Source organism: Ereboglobus sp. PH5-5 (assembly GCF_029504805.1).
Taxonomy (GTDB): Bacteria; Verrucomicrobiota; Verrucomicrobiia; order Opitutales; family Opitutaceae; genus Ereboglobus.
This window is the reverse complement of sequence record NZ_JAQFIT010000006.1, coordinates 87,968-107,251: the sequence shown is the minus strand read 5'-3', so window position 1 is coordinate 107,251 and position 19,284 is coordinate 87,968. Positions and strand designations below refer to the sequence as shown.

The following is a 19,284-nucleotide window of genomic DNA, read 5'->3' as shown; positions in this document are numbered from 1 at the left end:
AGGTCTTCAGGTTTTCCCGCGTCAGCGGTCCACTTCCCCAAGCACGATGTCGATGCTGCCGAGGATGATGATGGTGTCGGCGAGGGTTTGGCCGAGGCACAAGTCCTCAAGGATGGTGAGGTTGATGAACGAGGGCGGGCGCACGCGGTAGCGATAGGGATTGGGCGTGCCGTCGCTGATGAGGTAGAAACCGAGTTCGCCTTTCGGGCATTCGATGCGGCCGTAGGCTTCGCCGGCTTTCGGGCGGAGGCCGCGCGACTTGGCCTTGGGGTCGTTGACGGGGCCGTCGGGCAGGTCGCGCATGGCTTGCAGGATGATTTTCACCGACTCGCGCATTTCGAGCATGCGCATCATGTAGCGGTCGTAGGTGTCGCCGTGCTCGCCGAGGGGGACGCAAAAATCGAAGCGGTCGTAGATGGAGTATTTGTCAACTTTGCGGACGTCGTAATCGACGCCGCTGGCGCGGAGGCCGGGGCCGGTGAAGCCGGCGTTGATGGCGAGGTCGGGCTTGAGGATGCCCGTGCCCTGGGTGCGCGCGAGGAGGATTTCGTTGCCGGTGAGGAGCGCGTCCTGCTCGTCGAGGTAGCGCGCGAAGAGGCCTTCGAGGTAGTGCTTGAGGCGGGCGAGCCAGTCGGCGGAGACGTCGGTGCGGAGCCCTCCGAAGCGGAAGAAATTATACATCATGCGCGCGCCGGTGAGTTCCTCGAGCAGGTCGAGCATGCGTTCGCGTTCGCGCAGGGAGTAGAGGAGCGGGGTGAAGGAGGTGCCGAGGTCGTTGAGGAGAAAGCCGACGAGGCAGACGTGGTTGATGATGCGGCCGAGTTCGCCGAGGATGACGCGGAGGTATTCGCAGCGTTCGGTGGGGGTGATGCCGGCGAGTTTTTCGACGGCGTGCACGTAGGCCCAGTTGTTGGTGAGCGAGGCGAGGTAGTCGAGGCGGTCGGTGTAGGGGACGTTGGCGAGGTAGGAGTTTGTCTCGCCGAGTTTCTCGTGGTTGCGGTGCAGGTAGCCGAAAACGGGCTTGAGCTTGGTGACGATCTCGCCGTCGAGCGCGGCGTTCATGCGGAACACGCCGTGAGTCGAGGGGTGATGCGGGCCGAGGGAGATTTCGAGCAGGTCGCCGTGGAATTCGTCGTTCACCGCTCGGACTGTTGCTCCGCTTGCGGACGACGGCCCGAAGGGTGAGGAGTGAAGGGGGAAGGGTGAAACCGGAGCTTCGACTTCGGTGGCATTTGCTGTTGTGGGAGCGGAAGATGTGGATGCGTTATTCATGAGACGGCTGTTTGTTTTTCACCATTCACTCTTCACTCTTCGGCGAGGTGCTGGCTGGCGGTGTCGGATAATGGGCTTTGGCGCGCTCCAGCACCTCGCCGTGAGGCGTGGGTTCCCATTCGTAGTCGTCGGGGCCGACGTAGTCTTTGCGCATGGGGTGGTCTTTAAATTCGTCCCACATGAGGATGCGGCGGAGGTCGGGGTGGCCGGTGAAAACGATGCCGTAGAGGTCGTAGATTTCGCGTTCCTGAAACTCGCACGAGCGCCAGACGGGGGTGAGCGAGGGAAGGGTGACGTCGTCGGTGCGGTTGGCCGTGCGCATGCGGATGATGACGGGCTCGGCGCTTTTCAACGCGATCGAGTAGAGGTGGTAAACGGCTTCGAGGCAGCCGGGCTGGATGCGCTTGGTTTTTGTCTCGACGACTTTGTCGGGGCCGCCGGCGGGATCGGGCTGGGTGGTCTTTACGGTTTCGACGATTTCCTTGTCGGGCCAGTCAACGCCGGTGGCGTTGGAGCAGTAGTCGAGGCGGAGCGCGGGGTCGTCGTGCAGGAAGCGGGCGATGTCGCGCGCGGCGTGCGCCACGAGCAGGAGCGAGTGTTGCGCGGAGGGGCCTGGGTTTGTGATGAGCGTGACGGTGCCGGCGCCAAACTTGGCGACGATGCGGTCACGGATTTGTTCGAGGGTTTCCACGGGAAAAATTGAAAATTTAAATATGAAATTAATTAACCACGGAGGTCGCGGAGGAGCACGGAGGGGAGAAAATCGGGACGAATTGCATGGGTTGAATATTCCATTGGCTTGGCTCTGTGTCTCTCAGTGTTCTCCGTGGTTGAATGGTTTGAAAAACAGGGCGGCAGTTACTTTCCCTCGCGCACGATGGGCGCGGGCGGTTTCCAGAGTTCGGAATTGTATGGTGGCACGAGGTCGTGCTCGCCGAACTCGGGGATCGGATATTCGCAGGTGGTGTCCTTGCGGAAGTAGCGCGGGGCGTCAGGGCCGGTGAGCGGTTCCTCGCGCATTTTTTTCTGAATCTCCATGAGGCCGTGGAGCAGCGCCTCGGGGCGCGGCGGGCAGCCGGGCACATACACATCGACGGGGATGAAACGGTCGATGCCCTTGACGACGTTGTAACCTTCCCTGAAGGGGCCGCCGGAGCTGGCGCACGCGCCCATGACGATGCAAAACTTCGGCTCGCCCATTTGGTTCCAGAGGCGGACGACTTGCGGGAGCATTTTTTTCGTGACGGTGCCGTTCATGATCATGAGGTCGGCCTGACGGGGTGAGGCGCGGAAAATCTCGGCGCCGAAACGCGCGATGTCGAAACGCGCCGCGGCCACGCAAATCATCTCGATCGCGCAGCAGGCGAGGCCGAACTGGAGCGGCCAGATGGAGTTGGCGCGGCCCCAATTGTAGATTTCGGCGAAACTCGTGAGCAGGACGCCCTGCCTCCGCATGCTTTCGCGCTCCTCCACCGAAATGCCCGCCGGCGGCGGCGTGGGAAGGTGCGTCGATGTTGGTGTGTTGGCGGGATTGCTCATGAGCGGGGGGAAATTAGAAATTAGGATTTAGAAATTAAAAAGTATCGGGCTTCGGCGTGTGCTGGTCTGTGGAAATTATGAATGAAAAAGATGCGGGTGCGGTTTTGTTGCGTCTGTTTGGAATTCCTAATTTCCACTTCCTACTTTTCCTTTATTTCCATTCGAGGTGTCCGCGGTTCCATGCCCATACGAGGCCCTCGGCGAGCAGGAGGATGAACGCGAGCATCACAAGAAGCGCCTGCCACGGCAGCACGTTGAACGACGCCGCGAACGGCAGCAGGAACAGCACCTCGACGTCAAAAATCAGGAACAAAATCGCATACAAATAATAATGCGCCTTGAACTGAATCCACGAGTCGCCCTTCGACTCGAGACCGCATTCGTAGATTCCGTTTTTGACCGGACTGGGTTTTGGCGGCTGGAAAGCCCAGACCCACAGGCGGCACACCAGCAACAGCCCGAGCGGAAACGCGGCAGCGACGGCAACAAAAAGGGCAATAAATGCGTAGGGATGCGAAGCGATTGTCATGGCTTGGTGCGGCGGGAAAAACTGAAATTAGATAAGATTAAGAAAAAAGATGATTAGTAAAACCTTGTGTGGGTGAGCATTCAACGGGAAAGGGCATCCATTTTTTGGCGAGAACTAGCTGTTTCTTGATTAAATATTCGCTTTGCGATGATGAAAATTTGTTTGTTCTTCTGAATTTCTGAAATTTTAAACAAGTTGTATAACACTAGGTTATGATGTATTTTTGTCTCAAATTATTTGCCTCCGATCCCATGTTGCGAGGTGGCCAATGGCGGTGATCCAACGATTCCACGCGGATCACAAAAACCGCTCACCAAGTGCAATATTCGCGCAAACCGTATCCAAAAAACGCACATATTTGTGATGCGCGATTTTGTTTTCGTGTATTTGACCTGAAATCTCCAGATATTCCCTCTCAATGCGCAATTTAACGGCACCTTTCTTGTGAAATTGGCGTCTAACCGAAAGACACTCATTCGCACAAACGCGCGGACAACCAATAACAGACAAGACTCACAATCGCTTATGAAAAAAATAATAACACCACTTCTTGTCCTTGGGCTGATTTTTGCATTTGCGGGAGCCGACGTGGCCAGCGCGCAACCCAATCGCCGTCCGTCGGCGCAAGGCTCGCATCATTATAACAAGCGTCCGAGCCATTCGTCGCGCCCTGCCGTCGTGCACCGTTCCCACTATAGCCGCCCGCATGGCCATTACCGGTATCGCCACGGTTATTATGGATGGCCCTATTATGTGACGAGTTCGTATCCATATTATTACGGTTCATACGGATACACTTATCCGGGCGTGAGCGTGAGCTACACGACCTATGCCGATTCTGACGCGCCCGGTTATGCGCTCGGCGGCGCGCTTGCCGGTGGTGTTCTCGGAGGCATAATTGGAAACAATTCCGGCAGGCACAACACATGGGCGGGCGCGGCCATCGGCAGCACCATCGGCCTCCTTGCCGGAAGCGCGGCAGACAACGCCGCCGTGCGCCAGCAACGCGCCGAGCAGCAAGCCGCCCAAATCGAAGCCGACAACATGCTCTATCTCCGCCGACAGCCGGCCGTTCAGCAGCCCTCCACGCCGGCGCCCCAACAACCGCGCCGCCAAACCGCGCCCGTTAGCACGCCGATGAGCCAGGCCAACGCGCTTTTTGGACGCTGAACCGCGTGCCGTTGCTCGCCGTCATAATTCTTCGAAAAACGAACTTGAAGGTTGTTTTATTGAACTCCCGCGCGTTCTTTGCTGTCTCGAGACCTCACCCGCACCAAGCAAACTTCTAATATGAACACACGCAAACCAACCGCCGCCCAAAGGCTTTTACTCGCGGCCTCGCTGCTCTCCGCACTCGTTCTCATCAGCGCCTGCTCCTCGACGAGCAAGGGCGTGCAATATCCATCCGGCGTTCCCGTCGTCGAAGTCAACCCCGACGAACGCGGCTCCGTCGCCGGCACCGGCATCGAATCGCAGGACCTCGTCGCCGTGACCGACAAGATGGCGCGCAGCATCCTCGGCATCCCGCAAATCGCCAACGCCGTCACGCCGCCCGTGATCGTCCTCGATCCCGTCGTCAACGACACGCGCTTTGCGATCCAGAAGGACATGTTCCTCGACCGCATTCGCATTTCGCTGAACCAGAAGGCCGCCGGCAAGGTCACCTTCCTCGCGCGCGACCGCATGGCCGCCCTCCAGCGCGAGCAGCAACTCAAGCAAAGCGGCCAGGTCACCGCCAGCGCCGATCCCAACACAGTCGAGTTCAAGGGCGCCGATTATTTTCTCACGGGCAAACTCAGCAGCCTTTCAACCCGCACCAGCCAGGGCCTGAGCGACTACGTCATGTATTCATTCCAACTCATCAATGCGCGCACCTCGGCAATCGTTTGGGAAGACATGGCCGAAATCAAAAAGCAGGGCCTCGAGGACGCCGCGTATCGTTAATATATAAAACAAAACATGCCAAAATTATATTAATCACGGATTGCACGGATATCACCGACAAATACAAGCAAGACGAAGCCCGCGCCCGTGGTTAATATAAAAATTATAAAATCGCCAAACATCATGAAAACACTCCTTTCAGTCCTCGCCATTGCAGCCGCGCTTTTCGTGACGGCCGGTTGCGCGTCGAAAAACACGCACGGCACCGGTCCCTACCTGCCGCAGGACACCACCAAATACACGATCGAAAACACGGAGAATTTCGTGCTCATGGACCAGGCCGCGCAATACTCGATCACCTGCACCGGATTGCAGCCGCGCACCACCCCCGACGGACGCCTTGAGATCGTGGCAAACGTGAAAAACCGCGAGGCCCGCCGCGTGCAAGTCCAGATCAGCTGCGTGTTCAAGGACGCCCAGCGCTTCTCCACCGGCGATGAAACGCCCTGGCAAACCCTGATCCTCGGCGAAAACGCCACCGAGGTCGTCCGCTTCACCGCCTCCAACGCGCAATCCAAGACATATACAATCCGGGTGCGCCAGTCGCGCTGAACAATAATTAAATAATATAAACGGAAAGCCGACAAATCATGAAAATCCCATTCGCGTTCACGCTGGCGGCGGCACTTGCGGTGATTCCCCTTTTTGCGGGTTGCGCCAGCAGATATAAAACACAGCCCTCCGAGCCCGCGCCCGTCACGTCGGTGACGACGGTCGCCGCCCCGCAAAACGAAACCGTGCGCGCGGACAACCAGCGCTTGTATGGAACCGAGGGCGTCCCGCTTCCCCAATACACGCACGCCGCGGAAATAATAAACGACTTCCGTCCCGTTTATGAAAAGCTCGGCAAGCCCCGTTTCGTGTTTTATATAAACCGCGATCTCAAGGGCAAGGCCCGGCCGTCCTCGAAAACGCATTCCGCCAAGGACAAGCTGGCTGACAAGCAAACCGCGCGCGACATCGAGCGCATCGCCGCGCGGCCCTTCACCCAGGCCGGCGCCACCATTGCCGACCAGGCTGCCGCCGCCGCGCTCGCCTCGGGCACCGCGGAACCCGCGCCCGCGAGCAACGACATCGCCATTGAAACCCTCGTGACAAGCCGCCAGGTGATCGTTCCCACGATCTCAGGCAACGATCCGACCGTCACGATTCCAGACATTCAAATGACGGCCATCCGCCTTTCGGATGCCGCGATCATCGGGCAGGCCACCGCCAACGATATTATCAACCAGCTGCCACCCGCCTCGCTTGGAACCTTGGGCGTCCAGGACGCTCTCGAAGCCACCGCGTTCAACCTCATGGCTGACATGACCGCGCGAGCGAAGTGACGGGGTGTTTATACACAATGTTTTTTCGATATAATTATATATAATTTCCAAATCACAAACTCCCAAATCCCAAATCCCAAATAAATTCCAACCGACAAAATCACAAAATCTCAACGCAGGCGCCCGGCCTCGGTTCCGTTGGTTTTTCTTTTGTGATTTGAGATTTTGGAGTTTGAAATTTATTTGGGATTTGGGATTTCGTGATTTGAGATTTCCACCCTCCAGATGCGTTTAGTCGTTCAAAGCACCGCCATTCTCGCCCTCCTGCTCATTGCCGGCGGTTGCACGACCACGCCTCCGCGTCCACCACCGCCGCCGCTCACGGGCGACGCCGTTGTCGATTACCAAAACCAGCTCGACGCCGCGCCCGAAAAAGATCGCGCCCTCTGGCAATACCGGCTCGGGCTTGCCGCGCTCCGCCGGGGTGAGGCCGGCATCGCGAAGCCGGCCCTCGATGACGCGCTCTCCCTTGTCGCGGCCAATTACGGCAACATCAACAAGGCCGCCGCCAAGTCGCGCGGCATGTTCACCCAGGAGGCCAGCAAACCCTTTGTAGGCGAGACCTACGAGCGCGTCATGGCCAATTTTTATCGCGGTATTATCTACTGGGCCACGGGCGAGCCCGACAATGCGCGCGCCCTCTTCCGCACCGGGCAGTTGCTCGACTCCGACACGTTGAACAAGGAATACGCGGGCGACTACGTGTTGCTCGATTACCTCGACGGCTACGTTTCGGCAAAACTCAACCCGCACAGTCCCGACGCCGGCGTCGACGCGCTCAAGCGCGCCCGTGCCAGCGCCGCCGCGCAGGAGCGCGCCGCGCCTCCCGATTACGACACGGCTGCCAACGTCATGGTGTTTGTTGACTATGGCGCCGGGCCGCAAAAATACGCCGGCGGCGACAGCGGCCAGCAACTCCTCTACCGCGTCCTGCCGCCCTCGGCGACCTCCGCGCGCCTGAGCGTTGGCGGCCGCAGTTACGCGCTGCCGCCCTACGACGACGTGAGTTTTCAAGCCATCACGCGCGGCGGGCGCGTCATGGATCAAATCCTCGGCAACAAAGCCGCCTTCAAACGCACGACCGACACCATTGGCGATGTCGGATTGATCGGCGCCATGGCCGTGTCGAACAGCTCCGATAGCAAGGATGCGCAGATCATCACCGGCGCGCTGCTCCTCGCGGGGTTCGCCTCAAAAATCATCTCCGCCTCGACCAGAACGCGCGCCGACACCCGCTGCTGGGACAACCTTCCGCGCTACCTCAGCTTTGCCGCGATTCAACTGCCACCCGGCAAGCACCAGGCCGAGCTCACTTTCTTTGACGGGAAAGGCAACGCCTACACGCAGCAGACCCAGCGCTTCACGATCACCGTGCCCGACCCCGCCGCGCTGCCCATCGGCGCGGCGACAAAAGACGTGGTAATCTACCGCAGCCAGATGCGGAATTGAATGAGGCGGATGCGCCTTTTGCAGGGGCGCACCTCACGCGCGCCCCTGTGATTTGCTCCGATCAGACCTTTGCCAGCGCCTGCTCGAGGTCGGCTTGGATATCGACGAAATCCTCCGTGCCGATCGACAGGCGGATGAAGTCCCGCGACACGCCAGAGGCGTTCAACTCGTCCTCGTTGAGCTGGCTGTGCGTCGTGCTCGCGGGATGAATCGCGAGCGAGCGCGCATCGCCGATGTTCGCGAGGTGCGAGAACATTTGCAGCGACTCGATGAAGCGTTTGCCCGCCTCGTAGCCGCCCCTCACGCCGAAGCCGACAAGCCCGCCGTATCCATTTTTCAAATACTTTTTGGCGCTGGCGTGGCGCGGGCTTGCGGGAAGGCCGGGATAGTTGACCCAGGCCGCCTTGGGATGCGCGGAGAGAAACTCGGCGGTTTTGAGCGCGTTTTCGCAGATGCGCGCCATGCGCAAGTGCAGCGTTTCGATGCCGGCGAGCGTCATGAAGGAGTTGAAGGGCGAGGGGCAGCCGCCGGTGTCGCGGAGCAGCTGCAGGCGCATTTTCATGACGTAGGCGATGTTTGCGCCGCCGGCGGGCGGGAAGGCCTTGAACGCGTCCCAATGCGAGAGGCCGTGGTAGCTCGGGTCGGGCTCGGTGAGGCCGGGGAATTTCGCGGCATGTTTGCCCCAGTCGAAATTGCCGCCGTCCACGACGATGCCGCCGATCGAGTTGCCGTGGCCGCCGATGTATTTGGTGGTGGAATGCACGACCACATTGGCGCCCCATTCAAAGGGCCGGTTGAGGATCGGCGAGAGGCAGGTGTTGTCCACGATGAGCGGCACGCCGGTTTCGCGGGCGATGGCGGCGACTTTTTCGAAGTCCAGCACATTGAGCGCGGGATTGCCGAGACCCTCGCCGTAAAAGGCTTTTGTGTTCGGGCGCACGGCGCGGCGGAACGCCTCGGGATCGAGCGCGTCGACAAAGCTCACGTCGATGCCGAGCTTTTTGAGCGTGTAATGGAAGAGCGTGTAGGTGCCGCCGTAGAGTTGCGCGACGGAGACAATGTGGTCGCCCGCGCCGGCGATGTTGAGGATGGCGGCGGTGATGGCGGCCTGGCCCGAGGAGAAGGCGAGCGCGGCGCTGCCGCCCTCGAGCGCCGCGACGCGTTGCTCGAGCACGTCGGTCGTGGGGTTGCCGAGTCGCGTGTAGATGTTGCCCGCCTCCTTCAGGCCAAAAAGATTCGCGGCGTGGTCGGTGTCGCGAAACGTGTAGCTGCTGGTCTGGTAAATCGGCACGGCGCAAGCTCCCGTGGTCGGGTCTGCCTTCTGGCCGGCGTGAAGTGCTTTGGTGCCAAGTCCTGTGAGTTTCATAAAAGTAGCAATTAGTGAGTAGCGAGTGGCGGGTGGAAAGCAAGCGGCGGCGTGATGCAAAGGCGGCTTGCCGGTTTTATGCAAAAAGCCAATGCGGGGCGCGCATTGGCTGGGAAGTTGCGATCCTGGCGTGATTGCGTTTACGCGCGCTTGCCGAGCACGTCGCGCTCGTAGGCTTTCACTTCGGCGAGCCAGGCGTGGCCGGCGGGAACGTCGTTGCGTTTGCAGAACTCGTCCCAAACGGCGCCGAAGGGCATCACCTTCGCGTCCTCAAGAAGGGCGAGCCGCGAGGTGTAGTCGCCCGCGGCCTCGTATTTGCGGAGTTGCGCGGCGGGTTCGAGGAGGGCTAGCAGCAGCGCCTTTTGCGTGTTGCGCGCGCCGATCACCCAGCAGGCGAGGCGGTTGATGCTCGCGTCGAAGAAGTCCATGCCGATGTGCACGCGGTCGAGATAATTGCCGCGCACGATTTCCTCCATGAGCGCGCGGGTCTGGTCGTCGAGCGTGACGACGTGGTCGCTGTCCCAGCGCACGCCGCGGCTCACGTGCAGGAGGATTTCGGGGACAAATTGGAGGACGGCGGAAATCTTGTCGGCGAGCGTCTCGGTGGGATGAAAATGGCCGGCGTCGAGGCAGAGGATTTTTTTGTTCTTCACGGTGTAGCCCATGTAGAATTCGTGCGAGCCGATGGTGCACGACTCGACACCCACGCCGAAGAGTTTGCTCTCGACCGCGTCGCGGTTGAGCTTCTGGTCGATCTTGACGGCGAAGATTTTGTCGAGCGAGTCCTCCATGCGCTCGCGGTATTCGCGGCGGTTGACCGGGGTGTCCTTGAAGCCGTCGGGCATCCAGAAGTTGGTGATCACGGTTTTGCCGAGGCGGCGGCCCATTTCCTGCGCGATCTTGCGGCAGGCGATGCCGTGGTTGATCCAGAATTTGCGCACGCCGGCGTCGCGATGCGAGAGCGTGAAGCCGTCGGCGGAAAGCGGGTGCGAGAAATAGGTGGGGTTGAAGTCGAGCCCGATGCGGCGCTTTTTGGCCCAGGCGACCCAGTTTTCGAATTGCGCGATCGTGTAGGCGTCGCGGTCGACTTTTTTGCCGTTGAGCTCGGCGTAGGAGGCGTGGAGGTTGACTCGGTTTTTGCCGGGGATGAGCGAGAGGGCCTTGTCGAGGTCGGCGCGCAGTTCGTCGGCGGTGCGGGCCTTGCCGGGATAGTTGCCGGTGGCCTGAATGCCGCCGGTCAGCTCGGCGCCGGCGCGTTCGAAGCCGCCGACGTCGTCGCCCTGCCAGCATTGGAGGGAGACGGGTGTGCGCGCGAGCGTCTTGAGGACTTTTTCGACATCCACGCCGATTTCGGCGTAGCGTTCTTTGGCGAGGTTGAAGGCATCCATGTGATACGAAGGGTTGGGATTAATTAGTGTTGAGGGAAAAACTTTCGGGAGAACTTGCGGGACAATGCCCGCCGCTGAAACAGTGACGGGCATCCAACAGTCAGAAACGCTATTGGATATGACCGGAGTCGCGCAAATAAAAACGAGCGCTATTTGCACCTTGGCGGCATGGTGAAAACGCGGATGGTCGTTTTTAATTGGCGGAAAGGCGCGCAGGGGGCGCGGAGGGCGTTTCCCTTTCCGTTTTCGTTGCAGCGCTTCCTTGCGCGAACACGGTTTTCCTGCATCAGTTTTATTTTTCAATTTCCATGACGACCACTGACAACTCCGCCGCTGATTCCATTCCCAACGTCCTCGCCGAGCGCTATGCCTCGCCCGCGCTCAAGGCCATTTGGTCGCCTTCGGGGCGCATCGCCATCGAGCGCGATTTTTGGATCGCAGTCATGAAGGCGCAGCGTGATCTCGGCGTCGCGATTCCCGCGAAGGCAATCGCCGATTACGAGCGCGTCAAAAACAACATCAACCTCGCCGGCATCGCCGCGCGCGAGCGCGTCACACTTCACGATGTGAAGGCGCGCATCGAGGAGTTTTCCGATCTTGCCGGCCACGAGTTCATCCACCTCGGCCTGACCAGCCGCGACCTCACGGAAAATGTCGAGCAGCTGCAAATCCAGCGCTCGCTCGCCGTCGTGCGCATGAAAACCGCGGCCGCGCTTCTCGCCCTCGCGAAGCAGGCGCGCGCGCATCGCGCGCTCATGATCACGGGCCGCACGCACAACGTGCCCGCGCAACCCACCACGCTTGGCAAGCGCATCGCGATGTTCGGGCAGGAGCTGCTCATCGCGTTCACGCGACTCGAGGAGCTTTGCGCGCGGTATCCGGCGCGCGGGCTCAAGGGCGCCGTCGGCACGCAGCTCGACCAGCTCACGCTTCTCGGCGGCGACGCGAAAAAAGTCGCGCGACTCGAGGCCCGCGTTGTCAAGCACCTCGGTTTCCGCACCGCGTTTAACGCCGTCGGCCAGGTCTATCCGCGCTCGCTGGACTTTGATGTTGTCTCCGCGCTTCACCAGGTCGCGGCGGCGGCGGCGAGCTTCGCCACCACGCTCCGGCTCATGGCGGGGCAGGGGCTTCTCACCGAGGGTTTTCAAAAGGGCCAGGTCGGCTCGTCCGCGATGCCGCACAAGGTCAACGCGCGCAACTGCGAGCGCGTTTGCGGTTTTGCCACGATCATTTCGGGCTACGTCACCATGACCGGCGCGCTCGCCGGGCACCAGTGGAACGAGGGCGATGTTTCCTGCTCGGTGGTGCGCCGCATCGCGCTGCCCGACGCGTTTTACGCCATCGACGGACTGCTTGAAACCTACCTGACCATCCTTCGCCAGATGAATGTTTTTCCCGCAGCGATCGCCGCAGAAAACACGCGCAATCTGCCCTTCCTCGCCACGACCACAATCCTGATGGAGGCGGTCAAGGCCGGCGCGGGACGCGAAACGGCGCACGAGGCGATCAAGGAGCACGCGCTTGCCGCGGCGAACGCGATGCGCACCGGCGGGGGCGATCCCGATCTCGTCGGACGGCTCGCGGGCGATGCTCGCCTCAGGCTCACCCGCGCGAAGCTCGAGTCGATTCTCGGCGAGAGCGCGCGGTTTGTCGGCGCCGCTCCGCAACAGGTCGATGTGTTTGTCGCCGGGGCCAAGCGTGTCGCGGCCAAGGTCAAGGGCGCGTCCACCTACCAGCCGGGAAAATTATTGTAAGCCCGGGCGCCTTTGCGGCCTCACTCCAGTTTCTGTTTTTCCGGCTTGAGCACGCCGATGCACGGCAGGCCGCGGTAACGCTCGGCGTAGTCGAGGCCGTAGCCGACCACAAATTTGTCGGGAATTTCGAACCCGACAAAATCCGCCTCGAAGTCCACCTCGCGGCGGACTTTTTTGTCGAGGAGCACGCATGTGCGCAGGCTCGCCGGCTTTTGTTTTTTCAGCAGGTTGACGACGGCGGAAAGCGTTTTGCCGGTGTCGAGAATGTCGTCGATCACGAGCACATGCTTGCCCTTGATGTCGAGCGTGAGGCTGTGCAGGAGCTTCGGCTTGCCGTGCGACTTGGTGCTGTTGCGGTAGCTGAAAATGCGGACGCAATCCAGGCGGATCGGGTTGTGCACATGCCGGAGCAAATCCGCCGTGAAAAAAATCGCCCCGTTGATGATGGGCACCACGGTGACCTCCTCCTTGCCGTAGATTTTGCTGATTTTCGCGCCAAGTGCCTTGAGCCGGCGCTTGATTGCGGCGGGCGTGACGAGGACGCTTGCAAGATCGGAGCTCAACGGCGCTTTTACGGAGACTTTTTTGCGAGGCATGGGATTTATGAATGAAGTTCCCCACCGATAGCGGCGGTGTCGCTGGCTGGCAACTGGTTTCCTTTTTGGGATTCGCTCAGCCGGCTTTTGCCGCCTCTTCGGCGAGCCGCCTGTCAACGGCCTTCCGGATTTTTTCCGTATCCACTTTTTGGATATACTTGGGGATGTTTTTCCAGATCGAGTGGTAGCCGTAGCCGCCGTTGCGCAACTCGTCGAGCGCGGCATCCCTTGTCCATCCTTGGTAAACGATGCGATACATCGCCGTCACCAGCCCCGTGCGGTCCGCGCCGTGCTGGCAATGCAACACCACGGGGCCCTCCGCCTGCGCGGCCTGGATCGCGGCCAGCGCCGCAACCACATGCTTGTCGGTGATGCTCCATGTGTTGATGCGCACGCGCACTTGCTTGATGGCCGAGCCTTCCAGCTCCTTGTCGTCCGAGTTAAAATTGCGCAGATTGACCGACGTGCGGATGCCCAGCCGCTGCAGCTCTGCAACCTCGCTTTTTTTGAATTGTTCGCAGCGGTAAAACGTCGGCGTCACGCGCCAGAGATTCATCTCCTTGTTGACGAGCACGGCCCATTCCGGATTGCGCGCCTCCGCGTTCGCGGATTCGGTTGTTTCCGGTTGCGTCGCATTTGTGCTGTTGCATCCGCATGCGGCAAACACGCACAAAAACAACACAAGCCGTAAGGGCCTCCCGCCGGAGAATCGGCGTTCCGGCTGCCCCACATGCAAAGCCCGCGCTTTCATGACGCCGCTTATTTCGACACGACGTAGGCCGCCTGAAAATCAACCGCCGTCTTGCCATCCTCGACGACGCGCGCGCGCAACTTCAACTTCGCCTTGCCGTAGCGCGAGAAGGCGTCCTTGAACTCCGCGATGGCGGCTTGCGCGGGACGCTCGCAAATAGCGATCAAGTCGCCGATCACGGGGCGGCGATAGGCGGCCTTGCTTTCCTTCACGACGATGTGCCACTGGGGTTTTTCGGTCGCGCCCTTTCCGTCCGCGGGCTCGCTGCGCATCACATCCCAAACGACGCCGTAACCCGCGAGCGTGGCCAGCGAAACAAGGCTGCCGCCAAACGCGGTGTTGAGCGAATTGCGATTTTGCTCCTTTGGCGCGCGGAGCACGAGCGCGTTTTCATCGCTCAAATCCACGCCCACGCCCATCGCCTTCGCGAGCGGAATCATCTCGTGCAGGAAATGCTCAAATGCTGGAATTTTGACCGGCTTCATGGTTCGAATTGGCGTGACTGATCGAAAAACTAGAGTCGCATAAAATGAACAAGTTTATTGCGTTCGTCAAAATCAGACTGAAATCAATTTTCACAAGAGGGAGGGCGTTTTCGCAATTCGTTGGATTAGATTTGGTTGTGGGTCTGTTGATGAAGACGAAAACGGACGCTTTTACTTGTCAGTTTTGGGCAACAAGCGGCCGATCACGTAAAGCAGCACGCCGACAGTCACGGCGAGCGCGACCCAAAACAGGATGCGCGTGGTGATCTGCGACGGTTCGGCGGGAGCGGCGGGCGCGCGATAATCGGGGGTCGCCACAAGCGTCCCCGCGGCGATCTCCGTCAACGGCAGGCGCGCGAGTTCCCTGGAGAGCATCGCGATGTCGTAGCGCGGCGCGGCGGCCTGCGGGTTGCCGGAAAGAAATGTGTGGCGACCCGCGACCGACGGGTTGAAGGCGAGGTGCGCCGGACGTCGTGTCGCGGCCACGCCGCGAATATCGAGCGGGGGACTGTCACCGTTGGCGATGCGCACAAGAATCGTCCGCGAGGGCACGGACGCGCCGTCGAGCGCGACCGTTGTCCGTCCGGATGTCTCGATGCCGCCGATCGAGGTGCGCGAATAAACGGGCCGGTTGCGTGCGAGCGTGTTTTCCCGGTCCGCCGTGTCGTCCCCGGCGGCGGGCAGCGTGACCGTCACTGAGCGCGCGAAGAGCGAATCGCCGACGGCGAGGCTGAGCGAGGTCAGCCGGAGATTTGCCGCGCCGAGATCGACTGTGAGCACGGTTTCGTCCGCAAGCTGTTTCACGTTTGTGATCGTCGCGGCGACCTCCTCGTCCGGCACGGTGTCGCGCGCGGCGACCTCGTCAACCACCTTGAGCTTCGCACCCGCGACGGCGATCGGCTCGTGTCCCTGGTCGTAAATCGTGACGCGCACAAACGCCGCCGCGCGCACGCCGAGCGGAAGGGTGTTTTGCGCGACCGCGTCGTAACGCCCGGCCTGGTTGCGCCGGAAAAGCGGCTGGCCGCCGGCAACCGTTGTCCAGTTTTTCCGATCCGGCGAAACCTCCACGCGCGCGGGTTTCATGTAGTCCTTCGCATCGGGGATGCTGAGTTCGATGCTTTCGAGCGGTTTGTCCACGCCGGTTTCGATGGTGACAACCGTGGCCGCGCCGTCGAGCGCGGCGCCGAATGCGCGAGGCGCGACGGTTTGCGAAACGCGATAGGCGGCGCGCGCATCGGGCAGCGCCAGCATCGCGTAGGGCAGCTCGGCACCGTCCGGCCCGACGATCCGCAAGTCGCGCAAATCCGCGCGGGCGCGGCCGAGCGTGTCGATCGGCACGGATACGCGCGCGGGGCCGGCTTGCGCGACATCAAACGACTGGCGGCATTCCCAGTCGGCCTGGTTGAGGCCGTGCGCCGTCGCGCCGAAAACGAAAAGTGCCGGAATGAGTGCGAGTAGTTTTTTCATGATTCGGAAGGAGGTTGCGGCGGCGTGGATGTTTTTCCGCCTTCGCGCGGCGCGATGTATTTTTGATAAAGGAACGACGCGAGAATCATCACAATCGCCACGGCAAAAAGCGCGCCGACGCGGTAGAGCGTGTCGAGTTTGTCGAGGTCGTGAAACACGAGCTTGACCGCCACGATTGCGAGCAGCCCCAGCGCCGCGTAGCGCGACACACGCTGCCGCCGCCAGATGCCCGCCACCAGCAGCGCCAGCGCGAACAGCGCCCACGCGATCGTGTAGCTCATGTCGCGAGCGAAATTGCCGGAAAACTCCAGCGTGAGCACGTGGCTGCCGGGCGCCGTGAAGAAATCGGCGATCTCGATGTTGAGCAACAGAAACGCGAGCACCGCGCCGAGCGCGGGGAGGATTTTTACCGTGACGTAGGTGAAGTCGTTTTGCGTCCCCGCCCGCTTCAGCAGCCACGCGCCGCCAAACATGCACGCAATCGCGATGCCGTAGGTGTAGAGATACCAGTTCAAAACCGGCACATCGCCGCGCACATGGTAGCCGAGCACGGCGGGGTTGAGCGCCAGCCGCACGAACGCCACCGCGAGCAGCGCCGCGCCCGCCCAGGGCAGGGCGCGATGCGGCACGCGCGTGTAGAGCCAGAACAGCGCCGCGCCCTCGAGCGCCCACGCGATGGTGACCCATTCGCGGCTGAACTGAATCGGAAATATCAGCGTGACAAAAAGCAGCGTCACCCCGCCGAAAAGCGCGAGCCGCCCCATGCGGCGCGGGTGCCCCGGCGGATCGTAGCGCAACACCGCCGTCAGGCTCGTCAGCGCGGGCAGCGCGAACATCGCGGGGACGATTCCCATCACGTCGTTCGGCCACCACAGTTTTATCATCCAATAAACGAGCGGGAAAAACAGCACGCCCGCCGCCGCGGCGGTCAGCCACGGGCCGCGTGTGTTTGAAAAACAACCACGGAACGCGAACGGAAACACCGCGAAGATCGCATAGAACCCGGCAAACCATCCCAAGCCGACATACGCGTTTGCGGGCGGCGGTTTGCCAATCATGCGCACGGCGTCGAAAACAACGGCCATCTTGTGCGCGTCCTGAAACCACGTCCAGCAAATCGCCAGCACGCCCGCGAGCGCGCACGCCGGCAGCCATTCGTTTTTCAAAAGCTTCGCGAGCCCGAGTGTCATCACCGTGAGCACAAGCCCGAGTCCGAACACCGGCGTCGGATCGACCAGTGTAATTCGCGCCAGCATCATCACGACCAGCACGAACGGCAGCAGCGATGACAGCGCGGGCAGCGCCAGCGTGAAACCCGAGCCCATTTTTTCCGCGCCGCCGATTCGCCGTCCGAGCCAGAGCGACGCCGCGAAAAATAGAATCGCAAACCCGCCCGTGACCAGCAGCACCGGCACGGGGATGCCCGCCATCGTCACGGGAATCTTGCACACCCAGACCGCCGCCGTCGCCAGCGTCAGCACGAGCGACGCCGCGATGCTGCCAAGCGACCGTGTCATCGCCGCGCAAATGATCGCGACAAAATCGATCAGCAAAATCGCCGGCCACACGAGCCAGTGCACGTTGGGGTCCCTGAGCACCGGCATGATGACGAGCAGCAGCGCAAGCGGGGCGAAAAATTGCGCGGCCAAGCCGCCCGCGGCGCGATTCAGCTCCGGGCGCACCCGCGCGAGAATCAGCGGAAACGCAGTGTGCAGCACCGCAAAAACAAAATACGAGCCGAGCGCCCACGGCAGCAAACCCGAGTGCGGGTTCACGTTCACGGGAGTCCATGCGGCGAGCACGACAAACACCGCAATGCCCGCGACCGCGGGCAGCCACACCGAATCCTTCGCGCGCCGGTCGAGCGCGGCCACGGCCATCGCGCACGCGTCGGCCAGAAACACAAAGCCGAGCAGCCACCACGGGCGCCACGCCGCGACCGTGTCGACGCCCAAATACAGCGCAAAGCAAAGCGAAACAAACACCATCGCCGCGACACCGCGGCCGTGCGTTGCGGTTTCGCGCCCCATGCGCCGCGCCGCGCAATAACCCGCGAGAAACAGCGCGTCAAAAACGAGGCACACGATCATCGCCGTGAGCGTGTTGTGGTCGCCGAGAAATTTCAACGCCCAGCCGACTTGCATGCAGACCGTGCCTATCACGCCGAGCACCACCAGAAAATTCCAGCGCCGGTGCAGCGCCACCGAGTAAAGACCGATGTTGAGCAGCGCGATGTAGCCGAAGAGCCCGAGCGGATTGTCCACGCCCGTCGAAAGCATGGCCGGCGTCGCGAAACCGCCGAGCAAGCCGAGGATTGCGATAAACTTTCCTCGCAACCGCACTGCCAGCGTGAACGCCGCCGCCGTGATGAGCGACATCAGCGCAAACGTCGGCACGACTCCGAAAAACGGAAAGTGATACAGCGCCCGACACGCAAACGTGACGCCATACAAACTCACGATGCCCGCCGCGCAAAGCGCGTGGCCGAGAATCGGATATGTTTTCCTCACGGCGAACAACCCGCCGGCAACAAGCCCCGCGCCGAAAACAAATCCCATCGCCGCGCGCACGATCGGCGGAATGAGCCCGCGATCGATTGAGTATTTCAGGAAAAACGCCACGGCGAGAAACGCCGCCACCGCGCCGAGCCACGAGAGAAACTTCGTGCCCATGAAAACTTCCCAGTTGAACGAATGATTGGGCGGTTGTTCCTGTGGGGAAGTCGTTGGCGGAATCTGCGGAGGCGCGGCGCTCACGACCGGTTGCGCCGGCTTTTGCCCTCCGGGAATCGGAGGCGGCGCGGACGCGACAATCCGGGGAGGCGGCGCAACCACCTTGGGCCGGGCTTCCGGCAGCTTGGAAATCTGCATTGGCGCCGGAGCAGGAACGAGAGTCGTAGGAGCGGGTGTTTCCACCTTGGGAGACGGTGTCGGAGCCGATGGTTTTTCATTTACCCGGCTGCGCAACGCAGCCAGTTCCTCGCGTGTGCGCCGCGCTTCGCGCGACAGATCCGCAAGGCGCACCATGACCCAGATCGGGAAGGCAACAAAGGCGAGAAGTAACAGAAAGGCTAGGAAGATTAAAAAGGGCTCCATGATAGGCGCGGATGTTGATTTGCCTCAATATCACGCCCTCCCCGCACCGGCGCAAGGTTTGTCGTCGCGGAGTCCCGCGCCCCGGGTGTAATTGCGAATGGTAGCAAAACGCAAAGATGCAATCCTATGGAGTGCGGTGGCAAAGCGAAGCGGCGACACCGCTTTGAGCGAGTTGCGCCCGGTGAAAATCTTACGCTGTTCAAAGCGGTGTCGCCGGTCGCTTGCGCTCCCTTTGCCACCGCACTCCAAAATAACTCCGCTTCGTCGCGTATTCCATCAAACTGCTACCAATTGCAATTACACCCCCCGCGCCCCGGCGCA

17 protein-coding genes are annotated in these 19,284 nt (G+C 61.1%); 6 read left to right on the top strand and 11 right to left on the bottom strand.

Annotation, left to right across the window (positions count from 1 at the left end; all coding sequences use genetic code 11):
* Nucleotides 1–21: 21 nt before the first annotated feature.
* From M2103_RS05320 to M2103_RS05305, 4 genes are all read right to left on the bottom strand, one after another.
* Nucleotides 22–1,116 carry an NADH-quinone oxidoreductase subunit D gene (locus M2103_RS05320; protein ID WP_345783541.1) on the bottom strand — a complete coding sequence of 365 codons (1,095 nt, stop codon included), beginning with the start codon at nucleotides 1,114–1,116 and terminating at the stop codon, nucleotides 22–24.
* Nucleotides 1,117–1,297: 181 nt separating this feature from the next.
* Nucleotides 1,298–1,963 carry an NADH-quinone oxidoreductase subunit C gene (locus M2103_RS05315; protein ID WP_277509210.1) on the bottom strand — a complete coding sequence of 222 codons (666 nt, stop codon included), beginning with the start codon at nucleotides 1,961–1,963 and terminating at the stop codon, nucleotides 1,298–1,300.
* A 167-nt stretch (nucleotides 1,964–2,130) separates the two neighbouring features.
* Nucleotides 2,131–2,727: an NADH-quinone oxidoreductase subunit B gene (locus M2103_RS05310; protein ID WP_277509290.1), complete on the bottom strand. Its 597-nt coding sequence runs from the start codon at nucleotides 2,725–2,727 to the stop codon at nucleotides 2,131–2,133.
* A gap of 235 nt (nucleotides 2,728–2,962) precedes the next feature.
* Nucleotides 2,963–3,340 (bottom strand): NADH-quinone oxidoreductase subunit A, encoded by a 378-nt coding sequence (locus M2103_RS05305; RefSeq protein ID WP_108824377.1) that lies wholly within the window; start codon nucleotides 3,338–3,340, stop codon nucleotides 2,963–2,965.
* Nucleotides 3,341–3,865: 525 nt separating this feature from the next.
* Between M2103_RS05305 and M2103_RS05300 the strand changes: the two genes are divergently transcribed.
* The 5 genes from M2103_RS05300 (at nucleotide 3,866) to M2103_RS05280 (ending at nucleotide 8,061) form a co-directional block, all read left to right on the top strand.
* Nucleotides 3,866–4,510 (top strand): hypothetical protein, encoded by a 645-nt coding sequence (locus M2103_RS05300; protein ID WP_277509209.1) that lies wholly within the window; start codon nucleotides 3,866–3,868, stop codon nucleotides 4,508–4,510.
* A 120-nt stretch (nucleotides 4,511–4,630) separates the two neighbouring features.
* Nucleotides 4,631–5,284 (top strand): CsgG/HfaB family protein, encoded by a 654-nt coding sequence (locus M2103_RS05295; RefSeq protein WP_277509208.1) that lies wholly within the window; start codon nucleotides 4,631–4,633, stop codon nucleotides 5,282–5,284.
* A gap of 123 nt (nucleotides 5,285–5,407) precedes the next feature.
* On the top strand, nucleotides 5,408–5,836 hold the full coding sequence (locus tag M2103_RS05290) for a YcfL family protein (protein ID WP_277509207.1): 429 nt from the start codon (nucleotides 5,408–5,410) through the stop codon (nucleotides 5,834–5,836).
* Nucleotides 5,837–5,874: 38 nt separating this feature from the next.
* Nucleotides 5,875–6,612, top strand: coding sequence for a hypothetical protein (locus M2103_RS05285; protein WP_277509206.1), 738 nt, complete (start codon nucleotides 5,875–5,877; stop codon nucleotides 6,610–6,612).
* 225 nt (nucleotides 6,613–6,837) lie between these two features.
* Entirely contained in the window at nucleotides 6,838–8,061 is a 1,224-nt protein-coding gene (locus M2103_RS05280; RefSeq protein WP_277509205.1) for a hypothetical protein, read from the top strand.
* 61 nt (nucleotides 8,062–8,122) lie between these two features.
* On the opposite strand, the gene M2103_RS05275 is transcribed toward M2103_RS05280, so the two are convergent.
* Nucleotides 8,123–9,427: an O-acetylhomoserine aminocarboxypropyltransferase/cysteine synthase family protein gene (locus M2103_RS05275; RefSeq protein WP_277509204.1), complete on the bottom strand. Its 1,305-nt coding sequence runs from the start codon at nucleotides 9,425–9,427 to the stop codon at nucleotides 8,123–8,125.
* A gap of 140 nt (nucleotides 9,428–9,567) precedes the next feature.
* Complete coding sequence (locus tag M2103_RS05270) at nucleotides 9,568–10,815, bottom strand: L-rhamnose isomerase (protein WP_277509203.1); 1,248 nt, start codon at nucleotides 10,813–10,815, stop codon at nucleotides 9,568–9,570.
* Between the two features lie 308 nt (nucleotides 10,816–11,123).
* Here M2103_RS05270 and purB point away from each other — a divergent pair, with 308 nt between their 5' ends.
* Nucleotides 11,124–12,569, top strand: a complete 1,446-nt coding sequence (gene purB / locus M2103_RS05265) for an adenylosuccinate lyase (protein WP_277509202.1) — start codon at nucleotides 11,124–11,126, stop codon at nucleotides 12,567–12,569.
* A gap of 20 nt (nucleotides 12,570–12,589) precedes the next feature.
* Here the strand turns inward: purB and hpt are convergent, their stop codons facing one another.
* The 5 genes from hpt to M2103_RS05240 form a co-directional block, all read right to left on the bottom strand.
* On the bottom strand, nucleotides 12,590–13,165 hold the full coding sequence (gene hpt / locus M2103_RS05260) for a hypoxanthine phosphoribosyltransferase (protein WP_108824369.1): 576 nt from the start codon (nucleotides 13,163–13,165) through the stop codon (nucleotides 12,590–12,592).
* Between the two features lie 76 nt (nucleotides 13,166–13,241).
* Nucleotides 13,242–13,916 (bottom strand): dual specificity protein phosphatase family protein, encoded by a 675-nt coding sequence (locus M2103_RS05255; protein WP_277509201.1) that lies wholly within the window; start codon nucleotides 13,914–13,916, stop codon nucleotides 13,242–13,244.
* A gap of 8 nt (nucleotides 13,917–13,924) precedes the next feature.
* The gene (locus M2103_RS05250) at nucleotides 13,925–14,401 is read right to left on the bottom strand and encodes a YiiD C-terminal domain-containing protein (RefSeq protein WP_108824368.1); all 477 of its coding nucleotides are present in this window, start codon (nucleotides 14,399–14,401) and stop codon (nucleotides 13,925–13,927) included.
* A gap of 171 nt (nucleotides 14,402–14,572) precedes the next feature.
* Complete coding sequence (locus M2103_RS05245) at nucleotides 14,573–15,868, bottom strand: DUF3999 family protein (protein WP_277509199.1); 1,296 nt, start codon at nucleotides 15,866–15,868, stop codon at nucleotides 14,573–14,575.
* Nucleotides 15,865–18,738, bottom strand: coding sequence for a DUF2339 domain-containing protein (locus M2103_RS05240; protein WP_277509198.1), 2,874 nt, complete (start codon nucleotides 18,736–18,738; stop codon nucleotides 15,865–15,867). The genes M2103_RS05245 and M2103_RS05240 overlap by 4 nt, the downstream gene beginning before the upstream one ends.
* Nucleotides 18,739–19,284 lie beyond the last annotated feature (546 nt).